Origin of the sequence: Palleniella intestinalis (genome assembly GCF_013166595.1) — a bacterium.
Classification (GTDB): Bacteria; Bacteroidota; Bacteroidia; order Bacteroidales; family Bacteroidaceae; genus Prevotella; species Prevotella intestinalis.
The window spans coordinates 118,390-137,364 of the sequence record NZ_JABKKG010000005.1 but is presented as its reverse complement, the minus strand read 5'-3'; the positions used below and the strand labels follow the sequence as shown (position 1 = coordinate 137,364).

The following is an 18,975-nucleotide window of genomic DNA, read 5'->3' as shown; positions in this document are numbered from 1 at the left end:
GTCGGCGGCCGCTTGGCAGTGACACACTGCTTGCGGCTTCCGACGGTATGTTTTTCTGTCATGTATGACGAGCAAATGCAAAAATAATCTAAGCAATGAGTGCCAAAGAGCCGTAGGGCTGTCAAGAAACGCAATCCTCCAAGAAAAAAAGGAAAGGGAGAAAATGGATTTTTTAACATAAATGTTTGGTGGTTTGTGACAAAAATATTACTTTTGCAGTGTTAATCGAGATGATGATGGAAAACCTACGCATAGCACTATCTGTAAAAGCACTGTTTCAAAAACTATATGTTGCGTTGTTGGCTGCAATAACGTTATGCTGTGTCATGCCTGCCTTCGGACAGACAGGACGCTTTTTTTGTGGAGGCGGCTCTCAGTTGTCCACGGCAATGGTCAATCATATCATGCAGGACAAGCGAGGCTTTATATGGATATCTACGAGCAATGGACTGAATATATACAATGGCTATGATTTCCGCATACTGAAGGCTGACGGCAGTGACGGCAGCTTGCTTTCCAACCAAGTCAACTGCATCAACCAGATGCCCAATGGACGCATATATGTGGGAACAAGCCGCGGACTGCAGTACATAAAGGACGGCAAGTTTGTGAACGCCGCTTATACCACGGGGGAGCCTGTCTCCAAATACATTACACAGCTTTTTCTCGCCAAGGACGGCACTCTCTATGGCGGAGTCTCAGACTCCCATGGTGTGTTCCGCATCGGCAAAGATGGGAAAGTCTCACGAGTTTTCGCCTCTGTGCGTGGCATCGCCAGCGTGAAAGGCTTCGCAGAGGACAATAGCGGGCGGTTGTGGATGGTCACCGAAGCCAATGAAATCTACGCTGCAAAGGGTGGGAAGGTGCAACGCTATCTTATGGCAGGAGGCGGTTCCACAGCGCTCTCGTACATTCTCGTGGCAAAGAACGGCGATATATATGTGAGCACTCTGAGCAACGGCATCTATCGTCTGACGCCACGGGAGAAGGTTTTCCGCAGTGTCGGTTGTACAGCGCATATCGGTGTGAACACATTGATGGAATGTGCGGACGGCAGCATCCTCATGGGCACTGATGGTATGGGAGTGGTGAAGTATAACCCTTCATCGGATGCCATAGAGATTTCAAAGGCATACAACAAGGACATTGACCTCCATCGTGCGAAGATTAAGTCCATGATCCTTGACCGTGAGGGAAACTTCTGGTGCGCCATGTACCAGAAAGGTGTGTATATGCACCGCAAGGAGGCTGCTCCTTTCCGCTACCAAGGGCAGTGCAACGGTCCATATAACACTATCGGTGACGCTGCCGTCGCTGCCGTTTGCATCACGAGAGATTCACACATCTGGGTGTCGACTGATGGTGGCGGAATCTACGAACTCGACCATTCCGGCGCACTTTTGAAGCATTTCGACAATAAGTTGGTGCCTCCTGCCGTCCTTTCCATGACAGAAGACGAGGCGGGACGACTGTGGGTGGCATCCTATGTCCGCGGTGCAGGATGGATAGACCGTAGCACCGGAACTTATCATCAGTTGCCATGCACGATGGGCAGGGGACATTCCGTCTTTGACATACTCTTGGACGGCAAGGGGAAACTTTGGATAGGAACGCTTGGTGATGGACTGAAATGCTTTGACATGAAAACACAGGAGGTCAGGGAATTCCGCACTGTGGAGGGCAACGGCGAGACATTGTGCAACAACTATGTCAAGAGGTTATGCCTTTCCTCTGACGGCAGACACCTTTATGTGGGCACTGCGTCGGGACTCTCCTGCATGGACCTCTTGTCGGAGCGGTGGATAAGGACTGTCGGGACAGACTCGATGTTCGTTGCAGAGGAAATATTTGACATCGCAGAAGACAAACTTGGAAATATCTGGGTGTGTACCGAAAACGGTGTGCATATACTCTCCAAGGACAACAGTGTCCGCTTCCTCTCCTCCAAAGACAACCTCGCTGACAACAATGCCGCCTCAATACAGTTTGACAGAAGCGGCAGAGCATGGGTGAGCACACTGCATGGCATGAGCTGCATAACGCCCGGCAGCTGGAACATAGAGAACTACTATGCCGGCGACGGACTTCTTGGCGATGAATTCAGCAAGCGTGTAAGCTGTTCATGGAACAATATGCTCTGTTTCGGAGGAATACATGGCATCGTGTGGTTCAATCCTGCCGACATCAAGCGCAGGAAAGTAAAGCCTGATGTGTTCATAAGCGCATTCTCCCTTGGCGACAAGATAATCTCTCCCGGTGACAAGTCAGGCAGCTATGTCATAACAGAGAGGATGGCATCCCAGTCTGACAACTTCGACCTCAACTATGATGACAACAGTTTCACCATATCCCTCTCTACACTGACCTACGACAATCCGGAAGGAATGGTGTTCCTTTACAGGATAAACGACAACAAATGGGAGCGTCTGCCACGAGGGGAAAACTCCATGGAGCTGCGTAATTTCCAGCCCGGGACCTACCGTTTCCAAATCCGTGCCGAGGACAATGGCACACTTTCCGACATCAAGGAGTTCACCGTGAGAGTCCACCCGGTATGGTACTTCTCCACCACGGCGAAGGTGTGCTACGCCATTTTCGTCTTTGCCTTGGCAATCTTCTACATACGCATGCTGCAACGCCGCCACAAGAACGAGCTGCGCCTGCAGGAACACATACATGCCGAAGAGATGACAGAGCAGAAGCTCAAGTTCTTCATAAACCTCGGCCATGACATCCGCACCCCTATGACGCTCATCGTCTCCCCACTGGAACAGCTGATAAAGCAGGAGAACGACGCCTACAAGCACAACATGCTGGTGACAATCCGCAGGAATGTTGACCGCATTCTCGGTCTTGTCAACCAGATGATGGACCTCCGGAAGATAGACAAGGGAATGATGGTCATGCGCTTCCGCGAGACGGACATGGTTGCCATGGTCAAGGATGTGATGGGCTTCTTCGAGCAGCACGCCAAGGTGAAGGACATCACCGTGAAGTTCGAGAGCGATGCCGACACGATTCCGGTGTGGGTCGACCGCAAGCATTTTGACACCGTCCTGATGAACATCGTGTCCAATGCGTTCAAGTACACAAAGACAGGTGGAAACATTGCCGTCTGCGTGGAACATGACGACAAGGAGTGCCGCATCAGCGTTTGGGATGACGGCGAGAAGATTCCGGAGGCGGAGATGGAAAAAATCTTTGAGCGTTTCTATCAGGTGGCGTCCGACTCCAATGGCAGCAAGGCAGGTACAGGCATCGGACTTGATGTCGCACGTGCCATTGTCGAGCAGCACGGAGGCAGGATTACGGCGCACAACAACGTGGACAGCGAGGGCTGCACGTTTGTCATTGCAATACCTATGGGATGTGAGCATATAAAGCCTGAAGACATCATCCAAGAGGAAATGACCGAAGAAAAAATTACCCCCCCCTATAAGGAAATCTCTGATTCTCAGGAAATAACAGAGGAACAGCAGCCAAATGCCACATCCTCCGACAAAGTGCCGACGATAGTCATCGCCGAGGATGACGATGAGATACGACGGTTCTTGACGCAGGAACTGGGCGACGGCTACAACATCATCGGATGCGCTAATGGCAAGGAAGCCCTCACGCTGGTGAAGAGGAAAGGCCCGCAGCTGTTGATTACCGATGTGATGATGCCGGAAATGGACGGCACGGAGCTGTGCGCAGCCATCAAGGGCGATGTCAATCTGCGCCATATCCCTATCATCATGCTCACTGCAAAGACGCGTGACGAGGACATGGTCACAGGACTTTCCACAGGTGTCGACGCTTATCTTACGAAGCCGTTCAATCTTGATGTGCTCAGGAACACTATCATCAATCTCCTCAACACGCGGAAGGTGCTGCAGACGAAATTCAATACAGACATCAGCGAGAAGAAGATTGACGACGTGAAGATGCTGTCTGCCGATGAGCAACTCATGGAACGAGTGGTCAAAGTCATCAACGCCAACCTGACAAACGACAGCATGAGTGTGGAAGGTCTTGCCGCCGAGGTAGGTCTCAGCCGTGTGCATCTTTATCGGAAGATGAAGGAGCAGACAGGCCAGAGCCCGCAGGAGTTCATCCGCAACATACGCCTGAAGAAGGCTGCACACCTGTTGGCGCAGAAGAACTGCAACATCACCACCGTCGTGTATGCCTGCGGATTCGGCAACGCCACCTCTTTCTCCACAATGTTCAAGAAGGTGTATGGCGTGTCTCCGCGCCAGTATATGGCGGAGCACCAAAAGGAATGATGCCCCTTGACGATTATCTTTTCCGGGCAGGAACAGTGACATTTTGTTGCTGCTCCTGCCCGTTTTGCTTATATGGGCTTATGCGGATTAATGCGGATTCAGAGGATTTTCTTTGCACAGCACTGTCTTTTATGTTTGTTCTATGAGTCTTGTTCTGATAAAGAATCTGATTGACAGCGAGAATGCTTTGAACACTTGTTTATAGGAAAACTCATGCCAGAAAACTGTCATAGAAATTGCATAGAAATAAAAAAAATATTCTGATGCTTCGAAAATCGTAGAATTTTCGAGTTTGCGTAAGTGTTTGTCATTCAGAGTTTTGTACGTTTATAAGCGACTGCTTTTTAACATGGTTCTTGTAAAAGGTTACAGTTTGCATGGCAAAAGATAACCTTTTTCCTTCCGGAAGGTAGCTTTTTGCAGTGCATAGCATGGCCTTTTCGGCTCTTTTTCTGCCAAAAACAATGTGAAAACAGCTATAAGCAAGCGTCTTAACCGTAAAAAACGCCTCTTTCCCATGCCGTTCTCCTTATTATGATAAATAGGACATTAGAAAACTCATGCTGTTTTTTTGTGGGGCTGCAAGATTTCGTACGGGTGTGGATAATGTGCGAAATGCATACAGTAGTCTTGCCGAATTTCTCTTCACCAAGTGTGGCGGAGCCACATCAGGCACCTGTTCATGCCGAAACGCGCTATGGAATATCTCACCAAGTGTGGCGGAGCCACAGCCCTTATGGTAACCCCTCGCTTTAGCGATGGGGCTAATAATCAGTGTGACAACTTGTGTGGCAGCGCCACACTCCTTTATATATGATATAGAGTGCTCTGAGATGAGACAGGTAGCATAAAAGAGTGTGGTTCCACCACGCTGATTTCGCAGATTTACGCTGATTGCGATGAGACAGCCTGTACCGTAAGGCGGTGACTCATGATTGTTTTTCTGCATTTCACAGTGCTTAAAAGCAAGCGTCTCAACTGCGCAGGATTCTCTCTCAAAGCGCTACCAACTTTCAAAAAAAGCTCGCCAAAACCGCTCTTTTATTAATAGTGTCGGTTTTACATTTTTAACATGAATTGTTTGTTTTATAGACTTGCCTCCATGCTTTTTTATACAGTTTTAATATAAAAACAATGATACCGCATGTAACAAATATCTCGTAGAAAGCGCGTGTTTCAGGGCTTTTTTGCAAAATGTAACATACGGCAATGTATGTGTAACATAGCATAAGGACTCTTCCTTAAATATTGTATAAATTTGTGCCCATAAAACCTAACAGGGATTTCCAACACATCATTGGAACTAAATTTATTCGATAAAACTATTTAACTTTAACAAACAACAAACAGATGAAAAATGCAAAAGAAATTCTTGCTTTTGCAAGCGACAAAAGTCGGTTTCTTGCAAGAGCGGCTTTCACGATGATGCTCATCTGCACAGCATTGGTTGTGCAGGCGCAGGGCATCAAGGTGGACGGTCATGTTGTTGATGTCAAAGGCGAAGGTTTGATTGGCGCGACAGTGGCAGTCAAAGGTCAGCCGACGACAGCGACAGTGACAGACTTCGACGGTAATTTCTCTCTTTCTGTTCCCAGTGACAAATCTGTCCTGGTAGTCTCTTACGTCGGTATGAAGACAAAAGACGTGAAAGTGGCAAAAGGAGGGGGCAAGCCTCTGGAAATTACACTTGAGGACGACGTCAACATGCTTGAGGAAGCAGTTGTCGTAGGTTTCGGACAGCAGAAGAAGGCATCGGTTGTGGGTGCCATCACTCAGACTACGGGCAAAGTCCTGGAGCGTGCAGGTGGTGTCTCAGACATCGGTGCTGCGCTGACCGGTAACCTTCCGGGCGTGGTGACCACACAGTCATCAGGCATGCCGGGTGAAGAGGAGCCACAGATTGTCATCCGTGGCGGTACATCATGGAACAACAACTCCCCACTTGTCCTTGTCGACGGTGTCGAGCGTCCTATGAGTTCTGTGGACATCAGTTCCGTGGCCTCCATCTCCGTATTGAAGGATGCTTCCGCAACAGCCGTTTACGGTGTCAAGGGTGCCAACGGTGTCATCCTCGTGACAACAAAGCGTGGTGAGGAAGGCCGTGCAAGAATCACTGCCACAGCGCAGGCGACAATGAAGATTGTCTCAAAGCTCCCTAACAAATATGATGCCTACGATGCCATGATGCGTCGTAACACTGCCATTGGCAACGAGCTTAACGCCACTCCTGACTCCTGGGCAGACATCCTCCCACAGAGCTTCATCAACCACTACCGTGGCCAAAGCACATTGGAGGAGTACGAGCGCTACCCTAACGTCGATTGGCAGGACGCTCTCTTCAAGAGCACAGCCATGGCTTACAATGCCAACGTCAATGTCAGCGGTGGTACAAAGCTGGTCAAGTATTTCGCCAGTGTCGACTTCCATAACGAGGGCGACCTTTTCCGTGTCTATCCTAACAACCGTGGCTACGACGGCGGTTACTCCTACAACCGTCTGAACGTGCGAAGCAACCTTGACTTCAACATCACGAAGACAACAGTCTTCAAAGTCAACCTTGCAGGAAGCACAGGTATGCAGAAGACACCTTATAATAATACAGACGCCAGCAGTTCCTCCGATTGGAGCGTTGCACAGCAGTGGGCAGGTGCCTACAATATTGCTCCTGACGTGTTCCTCCCTGTCTACAGTGACGGCGGATGGGGCTATTACCCAAAGAGTACAAACGTTTCCAACTCTGCGGAAATAATTTCTGTCGGTGGTGTGAACAAGAATACCATCACACGTATCAACACCGACTTCACCATCGACCAGAAACTTGATTTCATCACCAAGGGCTTGAGCGCAAACGCCATGATTTCCTGGGATAACAACTTCAAGGAGTGGAAGCGCGGTGTCAACGACAAGAACAATGACGCGCAGCACACTTGGGTAGACCCTGTGACAGGTATCCTGCAGCATAAGTCTCCTTATGAGCAGAACAACAAGTTTGACTTCGCACAGCCTGTGACATGGGCTACAGAAGGCGGTGAGGTGCAGAACTGGAGCACACTTCGCAAACTCAGATACCAGGCACAGGTCAACTATGCACGCAAGTTCGGACAGCATGACGTTACGGCGATGGGAGTGTTCGCACGTGACGAGTATGCAACAGGCAGCGAGATTGCCCGCCGTCGTGAGGACTGGGCTTTCCGTGTGACCTACAACTTCGGCGGACGCTATTTCGCAGAGTACAACGGTGCTTACAACGGCTCTGAGAAGTTCTCCAGCGACTACCGCTTCGCATTCTTCAATTCAGGGGCTATCGGCTACACCATCTCCGAAGAGAAGTTCTGGCAGCCGATCAAGAAATACGTTGACATGCTGAAGTTCCGCGTCAGCTACGGTGAAATCGGTGACGACAGCTACAACGAACGCTGGATGTACATGGATGATTGGAAATATCTCAGCGACAAAGCAACATCTTTGGATGTCACACGTGGCGACAGCCCTTACCATTTCTATAGAGAAAAATCTGTCGGTAACCCTGACATCCATTGGGAGACAGTGAAGAAATGGAACTACGGTGCCGACTTCTCTTTCCTTGACGGACTGATCAGAGGTAGCGTGGATATCTTCAAGGACAAGCGTGACGATGTCATCATCGGTGGCAAGCAACGTGCTGTCCCTATCTATTTTGGAGCTACTCCTGTACCGGCAAACCTCGGTTCTGTGGAGTCAAAGGGCTACGAGATTGCCTTGCGATTCAACAAGGTGTTCCCTAACAGCATGCGCCTTTGGGCAGATGCCAACATGACTCATGCCAAGAACAAGATTCTTGTTTATGATGATGCAGCCCTGCTCCAGGCACACCGTAAGAATGCGGGCTATGCCATCGGACAGACAAAGACTTACATTGACGGCGGATTCATCGGCACTTATGACGAACTCATCGGTGCTCCTAAGTTTGATGTCAGCAACGACCAGCGCCTGCCGGGTGACTACTACATCGTTGACTTTAACGGCGACGGCGTGGTGGACCTTAACGACCAGGCTCCTTACGGTTACACCGGTTCTCCGGAGAACACTTACAACCTCACACTTGGTTTCGACTATAAGGGCTTCAGCTGCTTCGTGCAGTTCTACGGTGTGACTAACGTGACACGTGATGTTACCCTTACAGACTTTGGAGGACAGATGAACGTTGCGTTCGACCAGGGCACATGGTGGTCGGCAGCAGAAGCAACAACGGCAGACATCCCTGCTTCACGTTGGACAAACAACATGCCGGGATATGCACGTGGCACACGCTACCTCTACGACGGCAGCTTCATCCGACTCAAGAATGCTGAAATAGCATACACATTCAGCCAGAAGTGGGTCAAGAACCTCGGACTTGATGGTCTCCGCGTTTATCTCAACGGCAACAACCTCTGGATGTGGTCACGTCTGCCTGACGACCGTGAGAGCAACTACTCAGGATGGGGCTCACAGGGTGCTTACCCTATGGTCAAGCGTGTTAACTTGGGCATGCGTGTGAATTTCTAATACATATATAATAATAGAAAGAAAGCATATATATGAAAAAGAATATCTTTTATGCGATAATATTCGGAATGACGCTGACCTTCGGCTCCTGCACCGACTATTTGGAGAAGGACGAGCAAGCAACGCTCGACCCTGCCATATCCTTCAAGAATTTCAACAATTTCCAGGGATTCATTGAGGAAATCTACAACACAATTCCTGACAAGGAGAAGCACAACTACTGTGTGTCATTCAACTGGGGTGATGACGAAATCATGAACGCCGGTCTTGGTGACGGTCTTGTGACACGCTATTTCGATAATGGTGACTACCGCAACTGGTACTCCAACAACCAGTCGTTCCTTTGGGACGGCGACAGGTTCGACCCTACACTTACCGGTGACAAGGACCACCGTGGACGCCACCCTCTGTGGCAGGGTGCATGGTACTGCATCCGCAAGGCTAACCTCGGACTTGAGAACCTTGACAAGCTTGTGGGCAGCCAGGAGGAGAAGGACATCATTGCCGGACAGCTCTATTTCTTCCGCGCATGGTGGTATGAGGAACTGATGCAGTTCTTTGGCGGTCTGCCATATATTGAGAAAGCACTTGACCCATTGGAGGAAATGCGCTACCCGAGACTCTCTTTCCAGGAGTGTGCCGACAAGTGTGCAGCAGACTTCCGCAAGGCTGCCGACCTCCTTCCTAACGACTGGGACAAGACACTCGTAGGACAGAAGACTCTCGGAAAGAACGGCTTGCGTCTGACAAAGGCTACTGCACTTGGCTATCTTGGCAAAGTCCTGCTGTGGGCGTCATCACCACTGATGGAGAATGGTGCGTCAACTGACGGTGCGCATACTTATGACTATAACAAGGAATATGCACAGCGTGCTGCAGATGCTCTTGGAGAAGTCCTGGCACTGATTGAAGGGGGACAGACTCCTTATGCTTTGGCAAAGTTCGACTACACCAATGTCTATAATCACGAGCGTTCATCCGGCGCACCTTCCTGCTATTCGGACATCTTCTACACAGTGAACCAGAACTGGCAGATTCCGGGCTCTACCGAGGCTATGTTCAGAAACCCGTCAATGTCGCCTAACGCGTCAAACTGGAACTTCTCCAAGACATGGGGCACCAAGATTAACAACGTTGTAGGCCACGATAAGGTCATTCATCTCCCGACAGCAAACTATATAAACTATGCTTACGGAATGGCAAACGGACTGCCACTCGATGACCCGGATTCAGGCTTCGATGAAACACAACCGTTCAAGGACCGTGACCCACGCTTCTATCATGACATCATCTTCGATGGATTCAAGTACATCAGCTCCTCTGTGCCTGCAAGCGATGTGCGCAAGGAAGAGGAATACTGCAATCTCTACACCGGTGGTTCCACACGTGACATATCACTTGGCAGCCGTACAGGCTACTACTGCCAGAAACTTGTACCTCACCAGTGCAACGAGTTTGATGACTATTATGGCTGGGGACACAGTCTCCACTGTAACCTCCCATATATGCGTGTGGCAGACCTGTACCTGATGTATGCAGAGGCATGTGCCGCTATTGGCGGAGCAAAGACAAAGTCCGCTACATTCTCAAAAACTGCAGAGGAGGCTATCAATGTGCTTCGTGACCGCGTAGGTGTGAAACCTGTCAACGAGAAGTACACTGCCGACCCAAGGCTGTTCATGGATGAGGTTCGCCGTGAGCGTGCTTGCGAGCTTGCCTTTGAGGGTTTCCGCTGGAACGACTTGCAGCGCTGGCTCCTGCTTACCGTTGCGCCATACAACACAAAGACTTCACAGGAGTTCTACCGTAACGGCACTGACAGAGCATGGTTTGAGGAGAATGACCCACGCGATGCTACTGTGACAGGATGGAAAGAGGAGACCATACTCACCCGCCGATACAGTATTAAGCATTACTGGCTGCCATTGCCGGAGTCTGTTGTCAACATCTACGAGGGATTCGGACAGAATGAGGGATGGTAACACATTAATGGCAAATGATAAATGAAAAAAGCCGTTCTTAAGGCTTGACGAATCATTAATCATAAAAACAAAACAACAATGAAACATATACATACAAAATATCTGGGTTCCACCCGACCTTTTCTCGCCATGGCAGAGCCGAAAAAGGTTTCGCTCTGCTCATTTGGCTTAGCGAAAACGTTCCTCTGCGCAATGCTTGCCGCATCGCCGATACTGACCTATGCACAGAACGGCGAAGAGGCTGCCACTACCGATGAAGATGGCAAGAAGGTGCATGTGGCTTTCCGCGAGGTGGAAAAGGACGACTTGCTTGGCGGCGTGTCTGTGGTAGATGTAAAGGAACTGACAAAGAAGAACTTCACCACTTACAGCATGGACAACATGCAGGGATACGTCGGTGGCTGGAACGGTGCCTCATTGTGGGGATACAGTGATGCGCTGATTCTTGTTGACGGTGTGCCACGCAGTGCCAACAATGTGAAGACTGACGAGATTGAGACCATCACGTTCATGAAAGGTGCACAGGCTGTTGTGCTCTATGGCTCCAAAGGTGCGAATGGTGTGGTGCTTATCACCACAAAGCGCGGACAGCGCGGTGACATGCGCATCAATGTGAGGGCTAACACAGGATGGGATGTGGCAAAGAGCTTCCCTACATACCTCAGCGCAGCAGAGTACATGACTTATTACAATAAGGCACGTCAGAATGATGGTCTTGGTGACCTTTACTCCGCGACAGACATCTATAACTATGGCAGCGGACTCAATCCTTACCGTTATCCGGATGTGAATTTCTATTCCGGCGAATATATCGGCAAGGTGAAAAACACTACCAATGCCACTGCGGAGATAGAGGGTGGCGGAAAGTTCGCGACATACTATGCAAACATAGGCTATGAGCGTGCCGGCGATTATTTCAAGTTCGGAGAGGCTGCGGACAATTTCACACAGCGTCTGAATGTGCGTGGTAATGTGGATATGCGCCTCAATGATGACATCTCTGCTTATGTCAACACAACGGCATCGTTCTATGATTCACGCTCTGCGAATGGCGGCAGCTATTGGGAAGCAGCGGCTTCTTTCCGCCCTAACCGTGTGGCTCCGCTCATCCCTACGAGCTTGATTGACCCTAACGCATCTTCCGTTTGGGAAATGCTTGGCTCTTCCGAGAATATCTTCAATGGTTGCTTCCTCGGTGGTACTCAGAATGACATGACCAACATGTTCGGAAATTATTACGCTGCCGGCAATGCGAAGTACACAAGCCGTAACTTCACCTTTGATGTGGGTTTGGATTTCAGCCTTGACAAATTGGTGAAAGGTCTGTCTTTTCACACGATGTTCGCAGTGGATTACGCCACTTCTTACACCACATCGTATAACAATAGCTATGCTACATATTCACCGATATGGAGCAGCTATGGTGGCAAGGAGGTGATTGTCGGACTTGAAAAGTATGGTCTTGACGAAAGAACTGCTACACAGAATATCAGTGGGTCAGCTGACACACAGACAATCAATTTCAATGCTCATTTTGACTATGCACGTACATTCGGTGGGGTGCATAACGTGAGTGCAATGCTGCTTGCAAATGGCTACCAGCAGACTGTGTCGGGAGAGTACCACCGTACAAGCAATGCCAACCTTGGTCTGAACCTGTCTTACGACTATGCCAAGAAGTATTTCGCTACATTCGGTATGGCAGCAATCCATTCGGCAAAGCTTGCCGAGGGGCATCGTGAAGCGTTGTCACCTTCAATGACTTTGGGATGGAACATTGCGAAGGAGAAATTTATGGAGGGCAGCATCTTCAACGACCTTATGCTCAGTGCCAGCCTTAGCCAGTTGAACACTGACCTCGGTATCGATGAGTACTACATGTATTCAGGCTCTTACACACAGAACAGCAGCGCATGGTGGGGATGGCGTGACGGCATCAGCCTTAACCCTGCAATAGTCAACCGTGGTGCTAACGAGAACCTCACATTCCTGAAGCGTAAGGAGTTCTCTGTGAATCTTCGTGCGTCAATGCTTGACAATAGGCTCACTGCTGACCTCTCTTGGTTTACAAGCACGCTCAATGGCAAGGTAATCAGACCTACAAACATGTACCCTAACTACATGTTCACATACTGGCCGGAAGCATCTTTCATTCCATACGTCAACTATGACAATGACAAGCGCAACGGTTTTGACATCTCTGTGAACTATAAGGAGAAGTTTGGCGAGGTTGAATTCATGGCAGGAGCCAACTTCACATATTATAATACAGAGGCTACAAAGCGTGATGACTCTTCTTTCTCTGATACTTATCAGTACCGTCAGGGCAAACCTCTGGACGCTATCTGGGGATATGAGTGCATCGGCTACTTCACAAGTCCTGAGGATGTGCTTAACTCTCCTTCACAGGCAGCATTGAGCGGAAACATTAAGAAGGGTGATCTTAAGTACAAGGATCAGAACAATGATGGAATCATCGACACTAAGGACCAGATTTGTCTCGGCAAGGGCGGATGGTACGGCTCTCCTTACACCATCGGTGTCAACTTGTCTGCTAAGTGGAAAGGATTCACATTGTTTGTCCTCGCCACAGGCGGATGGGGCGGCAAAGGCGTGAAGAACAACTCTTACTACTGGATTTCCGGCGAGAACAAGTATTCAGAGGTTGTTCGCGGAGCTTGGACAGAAGAGACTGCTGCCACAGCCACTTACCCTCGTCTGACAACTCAGGACGGTGCCAATAACAACACAACATCTACATATTGGCTCTACAGCACAGACGCACTGCGATTGTCAAAAGTCCAGCTGACTTACGATTTCGCAAACAATCTGTTCCAGAACACATGGATTAAGGGTGTCTCCGCATACATCAGCGGCAGCAACCTCCTGACCATAGCTCCTGAGCGCAAGATACTTGAGATGAATGTCGGTTCTGCACCACAGACAAGATTCTACAACATGGGTGTGAAGATGACATTCTAAGGGAAAATCATAACAGAACCAACTATAAATTGTAATTCGCAATGAAGATAAGAAATATAATCATAGCAGCAGCGTTGCTGCCTGCCCTGACAGCTTGCGACGACCTTTTTGACCCTGCTATCGAAAACCAGCGTGACATTGATGCAATGTATCAAGAGCCTACGTTCGCACAGGGTATCATTGCCAACGCATACATGCTCCTGCCTTACAGCAGTAAGCCGGGTTCGGACATGGCGACGGATGATGCTGTAAGTAATGTGGCGACAAACTCCTTCAGCCGTATGGCGACAGGCTCATGGGCATCAAACAATGACCCGATGTCACAGTGGCAGAGCCGTTACAGCGCAATACAGTACTGCAACATCATGATTGAGAACGCAGATAAAGTGAAATGGGCGGACTCTGAGTCACTGAGAATCATGTTCCGCGACCATTTCCTTGGCGAGAGCTATGGACTGCGCGCACTTAACATGTACTATCTGCTCCGTGCTCATTCCGGATATACAGCCGGTGGTGCACTGATGGGTGTGCAGATTCATCCGGTATACCAGGATGCGAACACAGACTTCAACATAGCACGCGCACCGTTTGCTGATTGCGTGAAATCCATAGTTGAAGATTGCGACAGAGCCCTGGAACTTCTCCAGTATGAGGATCGTGACATAACAAGCAATAGCCAGGTGCCTGCAAAATATGCTGCCATCGGTGCTGACATGGGTGAGTACAACCGTGCTTTCGGCAGCCACCTTGCAGGAAAGGTCAACGGCAAAATCGTTGAGGCTATCCGCGCACAGGTTCTGTTGTTTGCTGCCAGCCCTGCCTACAGCCAGCAGTCAGGTTACACTTACGAGGATGCTGCCAAGGCAGCTGCTACAGTCCTTGACCATATCGGTGGTGTGTCAGGAATGTCTGACAACGGATGGACATGGTACGACAATATACAGGAGATGAACAATCTGAAGCGTGAGGAAGACCCGAAAGAAATCATCTGGCGTGGCTCAAAAGGCGAGAGCAACGACATCGAGCAAGAAAACTATGCTCCGTCACTCTATGGCAACGGTCTTGTTAACCCTACACAGAACCTTGTTGACGCTTTCCCGATGAAGAATGGTTATCCTATCGATGACGCTGCTAACAGAGGCGGATATGACCAGGCTAATCCTTATGAAGGACGTGACCCGCGTTTCGCTGCATACATTATATATAATGGTGTGAAAGACTACGGCGCAGAGAAGAAGGAAATCATCACCGGCACTTACGGCACAAACAGTGACGTAGTGAACAAGGAGAACGGAAAGTCAACACGTACGGGCTACTATCTCCGTAAGATGCTTCGCTCAGACGTGAACCTTAACCCTTCCAACTCAACAAAGGTTTACCACTATGATGCACGTATCCGCTATACAGAGTTGTTCCTTGCATTTGCAGAGGCTGCCAACGAGGCTTATGGTCCTATGGACAAGCGCCACGGCTACTCGGCTTACGAAGTGGTGCAGGCTCTCCGCAAGCGTGCAGGCATTGGCTTGGACAATGGCGACGCTTATCTTGAGGAGTGCAAGAATGACCAACTCAAGATGCGTGAGCTTATCCGTAACGAGCGCCGTCTGGAACTCTGCTTCGAGAACCAACGCTTCTATGACCTTCGCCGTTGGGATGTTCCTTTCAGCAAGCTCAACGAAACAGCACGCGGTATGGAGGTGAGCAAGGCTAATGAGCAACTGCAGTATGTTGTCCTTCCTTCTGTGGAAGAGCGCAAATACAAGGAGTATATGTACTTCGGCCCGATTCCTTATTCTGAGATTCTCAAATGGAGTGCTCTTGAACAGAACAAAGGCTGGGAATAAGTTGTGGTAAATTAAAATTGAAAACCTCTAATAGAAAAAATGTTTATGAAAAAGAATATTTTATATATGGGACTCGCTTCGCTGATGCTTTCTCTTGCCGCTTGTGAGAACGGTGACCAGAAATTTGCGGACTACGAGGGCGGAACTTCAGTATATTTCGCTGAACAGTATCCTGTGCGTACCCTCATCCTTGGATATGACGAGGGTGGGCTTAATGATATGGACAATCAGCACAAATGCCAGATTATCTCTACAATGGGCGGCTCATACAATGGTGGCGACATAAAGGTGAACGTCACTGTTGACGAGAGCCTGTGCGACAAACTGTATTTCGAGGATGGCGTCACTCCGGTAAAGCCAATGCCGCAGAACTACTACTCACTGTCAACAAACACTCTTGATTACGGCGGCTCATTCATGGGACGCGTGAATGTTCAGTTCACTGACGCATTTTTCGCTGACCCGGAGGCTCTGACAGCGTCATACGTGATACCTCTGCGCATGACCGACCAGGTTGGTGCTAGCCGCATCCTTGCCGGAACTCCGTTCAATGCAGGTGAGACACCGGCACGCACAGATGTTTCCGCATGGAAAGTCCTGCCACAGGACTATGTGCTCTACTGCGTGAAGTACATCAACCCTTACCATGCTTACTGGCTCCGTCGCGGTAAAGACTTAATAACCGTGAATGGTACAACAACAACCAACATCCGCCATAAGGAGAATGTGGAGAAAGATGAGGTCTATGCCACAACGACAAAGTCTCTCAACAGTGTTACTTGCCCGGTTGAGGTGAAACTCTCTGACGGTACAATCCATAAATGCGAGTTGCTGCTCACATTCGGTGATGACAAGAAGTGCACAATCTCTTCCAACACACAGGGTGTGACCGCAACAGGCAACGGTGAGTATAAGGACAAGGCAGAGATAAAGGCATGGGGCAACAAAGACCGCGACGGATTGTATCTGAAATATAATGTAGACTTCGGTGGTGTACAAGTGGCAACAGAGGACACTCTTGTATGGCAGCGTCGTGGCAATGGTGCCGGCACATTCTCTCCGGTTTACAAAAAATAAAAAACTCTGAAAACGTATGAAAAAGATACATGTATTATATGCACTGGCAGCAATGACAATGATGTCCTGTGCAGACGATAAATATGAGGTATTCACAACCGCTAACCCAAACCAGGGAGAAGAATATGAGTATCTCAACAGTTACGACCATCTGAAGACATACGTGGACCGTGCCAAATATCCCAACTTCAAGTTGGCGGGCGCAGTTCCGGCTTCGGAGTTCAACCAGAAACAACTTGTCTATGCTCTTGCAGTCTCCAACTTCGATGAGGTAGTGACAGGCAATGCCTTCAAGTATGCATCAGTGGTGGATGACAAGGGTGTGATGAATTTCTCTACAGTAAAAGACTTCACCGACAATGCTGTCGGTGCAGGTCTTCTGCCTTACGGACATACTCTCGTATGGCACTCACAGCAGAACATCAAGTACCTGACAAGCCTTATGGCGGATAAGGAGCTGGACGTAGACCCTGATGATAACATTCCTACCAATGTCTTCACAACCGATTTTTCAGATGGTGTGTCTCTCGGAGGATGGGGTAACGACCATACGCGTACCGTAGAAAACGGTGTGATGATTATCAATAACCCAAAGCAGGCTAATCCTTGGGAGGCACAGGTTAACTGTGAGACAGGCTATGTCTACGAGAATGGTAAGGAGTATTTTCTCAAGATGCGAATCAAGGGGTCTGCTGAAGGCTCAATCTCCGCGGCTCTCCAGAATCCAGACAATTACGCAGGATGTGGTGATTTCGAACCAATTAATTTCACAACTGATTGGAAGGATGTCACAGTGCGTACAATATGTAATGGTGACAACGCAAAACGCCTTCTCTTGAACATCGGTGCTTTTGCAGGGGAAATTTACATTGATGACTATACCGTATACTATAAAAGTGCTCCTGCAATCACAATCCCGGTTAATATGGTGGAATACACATTTGATGACGGAAAACTGCCGGGAGGTAACGGTGCAGATAAGTTCTCTATTGTTGACGGAGGTCCTGACGGCTCTAAGTGCATGCTTATCGACAACCCTTCTGCAGCTGCGAATCCTTGGGATGTACAGCCACAGCTGATTGCCGGCTATGCACCTGATGTTGCTTACAAAATCTCAATGAAGGTAAAAGGCTCTGTGGCAGGTTCTTTCGGACTATCCTATGAGTCTCCGGGATGGTCTGGTGCAGGAAATGTCAATGTGACGACAGATTGGAAAGAGGTTAACCTCTCAATCACTCCGACAGATGCACGCTCTAATATCAACTTGAATGTCGGTCAATATGCCGGTCAACTTTGGATTGATGACCTCAAAGTTTACTATGAGAAATCTGCTAACTCCATCCCTCTCACTCCTGAAGAGAAGAAGGAAGCTCTCACACAGGCTATGGACAACTGGATTAAGGGCATGATGAATGCTACTGAAGGCAGAGTCAAAGCATGGGATCTTGTCAACGAGCCTATCGGTGGTGCCGGTGACGATGGTCAGGGCAACTATGCGCTGCAGCACGCCGACAATCCTGACGACAACGGTGTGAAGGGCGATAACTTCTATTGGCAGGACATCCTTGGCGATATTGATTTCGTTGTCCTCGCCGAGAAGAAGGCACGCAAATACTTCGAAGAGGCAGGCGGCAATCCTGAAGAACTCAAGTTGTTCATCAATGACTACAACCTCGAGTCTTGGTGGGATGGCAACAAGAAAGTGAAGAGTATGGTCAACTGGATTAAGAAATGGGAGGATGCCGGCGCGAAGATTGACGGTATCGGCACACAGATGCACGTTTCGTTCATGCTTGACGAGAATGACCAGAAGCGACAGGAGGAATCTATAGAAAACATGTTCCGCATCCTTGCAGCTTCAGGCAAGCTCATCCGCGTTTCCGAGCTGGATATGGGTATTGTGCCGAAGGCTTTCGGTGAAGGCATCAAGACTGAGAATGTCACTGAGGAACAGCACCACAAGATGGCTGCGTTCTACAAGTGGATTGTCCAGAAGTATCTCGAGATAATCCCTGTCGAGCAGCAGTGGGGCATCTGCGTATGGGGCTTGACCGACAGCCCTGCCAACTCCGGATGGCGTGCAGGTGAGCCTATCGGAGCATGGGACATCAACTATCACCGCAAGCATACTTATGCAGGCTATGCTGACGGTCTGAGCGGAAAATAATTCTTTGACGGTTGTAGGTCTTGGGTTATTGGTTGAAGGTTTGGTGATTATCCTGACAATCCATAGCCACTGCCACCTTACCCCAATAACCTACAACCGTAAACCTATAACCACAGTATAAATATAAC

The 18,975-nt window shown here is 49.1% G+C and carries 7 protein-coding genes; all 7 read left to right on the top strand.

What is annotated here, in order from left to right; genetic code table 11:
* The first annotated feature begins 230 nt into the window (after positions 1 to 230).
* The 7 genes from HPS57_RS08540 to HPS57_RS08510 all read left to right on the top strand — a co-directional run bounded on the left by HPS57_RS08540 (position 231) and on the right by HPS57_RS08510 (position 18,847).
* Positions 231 to 4,268: a hybrid sensor histidine kinase/response regulator transcription factor gene (locus HPS57_RS08540; RefSeq protein WP_172182143.1), complete on the top strand. Its 4,038-nt coding sequence runs from the start codon at positions 231 to 233 to the stop codon at positions 4,266 to 4,268.
* Between the two features lie 1,425 nt (positions 4,269 to 5,693).
* Positions 5,694 to 8,795 (top strand): SusC/RagA family TonB-linked outer membrane protein, encoded by a 3,102-nt coding sequence (locus HPS57_RS08535; RefSeq protein ID WP_172182406.1) that lies wholly within the window; start codon positions 5,694 to 5,696, stop codon positions 8,793 to 8,795.
* A gap of 32 nt (positions 8,796 to 8,827) precedes the next feature.
* Positions 8,828 to 10,777 carry a RagB/SusD family nutrient uptake outer membrane protein gene (locus HPS57_RS08530; RefSeq protein ID WP_172182141.1) on the top strand — a complete coding sequence of 650 codons (1,950 nt, stop codon included), beginning with the start codon at positions 8,828 to 8,830 and terminating at the stop codon, positions 10,775 to 10,777.
* A 192-nt stretch (positions 10,778 to 10,969) separates the two neighbouring features.
* Positions 10,970 to 13,759, top strand: a complete 2,790-nt coding sequence (locus HPS57_RS08525) for a SusC/RagA family TonB-linked outer membrane protein (protein ID WP_172182404.1) — start codon at positions 10,970 to 10,972, stop codon at positions 13,757 to 13,759.
* A gap of 41 nt (positions 13,760 to 13,800) precedes the next feature.
* Positions 13,801 to 15,603 (top strand): RagB/SusD family nutrient uptake outer membrane protein, encoded by a 1,803-nt coding sequence (locus HPS57_RS08520; protein WP_172182139.1) that lies wholly within the window; start codon positions 13,801 to 13,803, stop codon positions 15,601 to 15,603.
* A 45-nt stretch (positions 15,604 to 15,648) separates the two neighbouring features.
* A complete protein-coding gene (locus HPS57_RS08515) occupies positions 15,649 to 16,680 on the top strand; it encodes a DUF5627 domain-containing protein (RefSeq protein WP_253946515.1) in 1,032 nt (343 codons plus the stop codon).
* A 16-nt stretch (positions 16,681 to 16,696) separates the two neighbouring features.
* A complete protein-coding gene (locus tag HPS57_RS08510; protein ID WP_172182137.1) occupies positions 16,697 to 18,847 on the top strand; it encodes an endo-1,4-beta-xylanase in 2,151 nt (716 codons plus the stop codon).
* The last annotated feature ends 128 nt before the right edge of the window (positions 18,848 to 18,975 follow it).

Bases quoted from the DNA above. Each gene is read 5' to 3' on its own strand.
- HPS57_RS08520 (WP_172182139.1), top strand. From the start codon at position 13,801: ATGAAGATAAGAAATATAATCATAGCAGCAGCGTTGCTGCCTGCCCTG.
- HPS57_RS08530 (WP_172182141.1), top strand. From the start codon at position 8,828: ATGAAAAAGAATATCTTTTATGCGATAATATTCGGAATGACGCTGACC.
- HPS57_RS08535 (WP_172182406.1), top strand. From the start codon at position 5,694: ATGCTCATCTGCACAGCATTGGTTGTGCAGGCGCAGGGCATCAAGGTG.
- HPS57_RS08515 (WP_253946515.1), top strand. From the start codon at position 15,649: ATGAAAAAGAATATTTTATATATGGGACTCGCTTCGCTGATGCTTTCT.
- HPS57_RS08540 (WP_172182143.1), top strand. From the start codon at position 231: ATGATGATGGAAAACCTACGCATAGCACTATCTGTAAAAGCACTGTTT.
- HPS57_RS08525 (WP_172182404.1), top strand. From the start codon at position 10,970: ATGCTTGCCGCATCGCCGATACTGACCTATGCACAGAACGGCGAAGAG.
- HPS57_RS08510 (WP_172182137.1), top strand. From the start codon at position 16,697: ATGAAAAAGATACATGTATTATATGCACTGGCAGCAATGACAATGATG.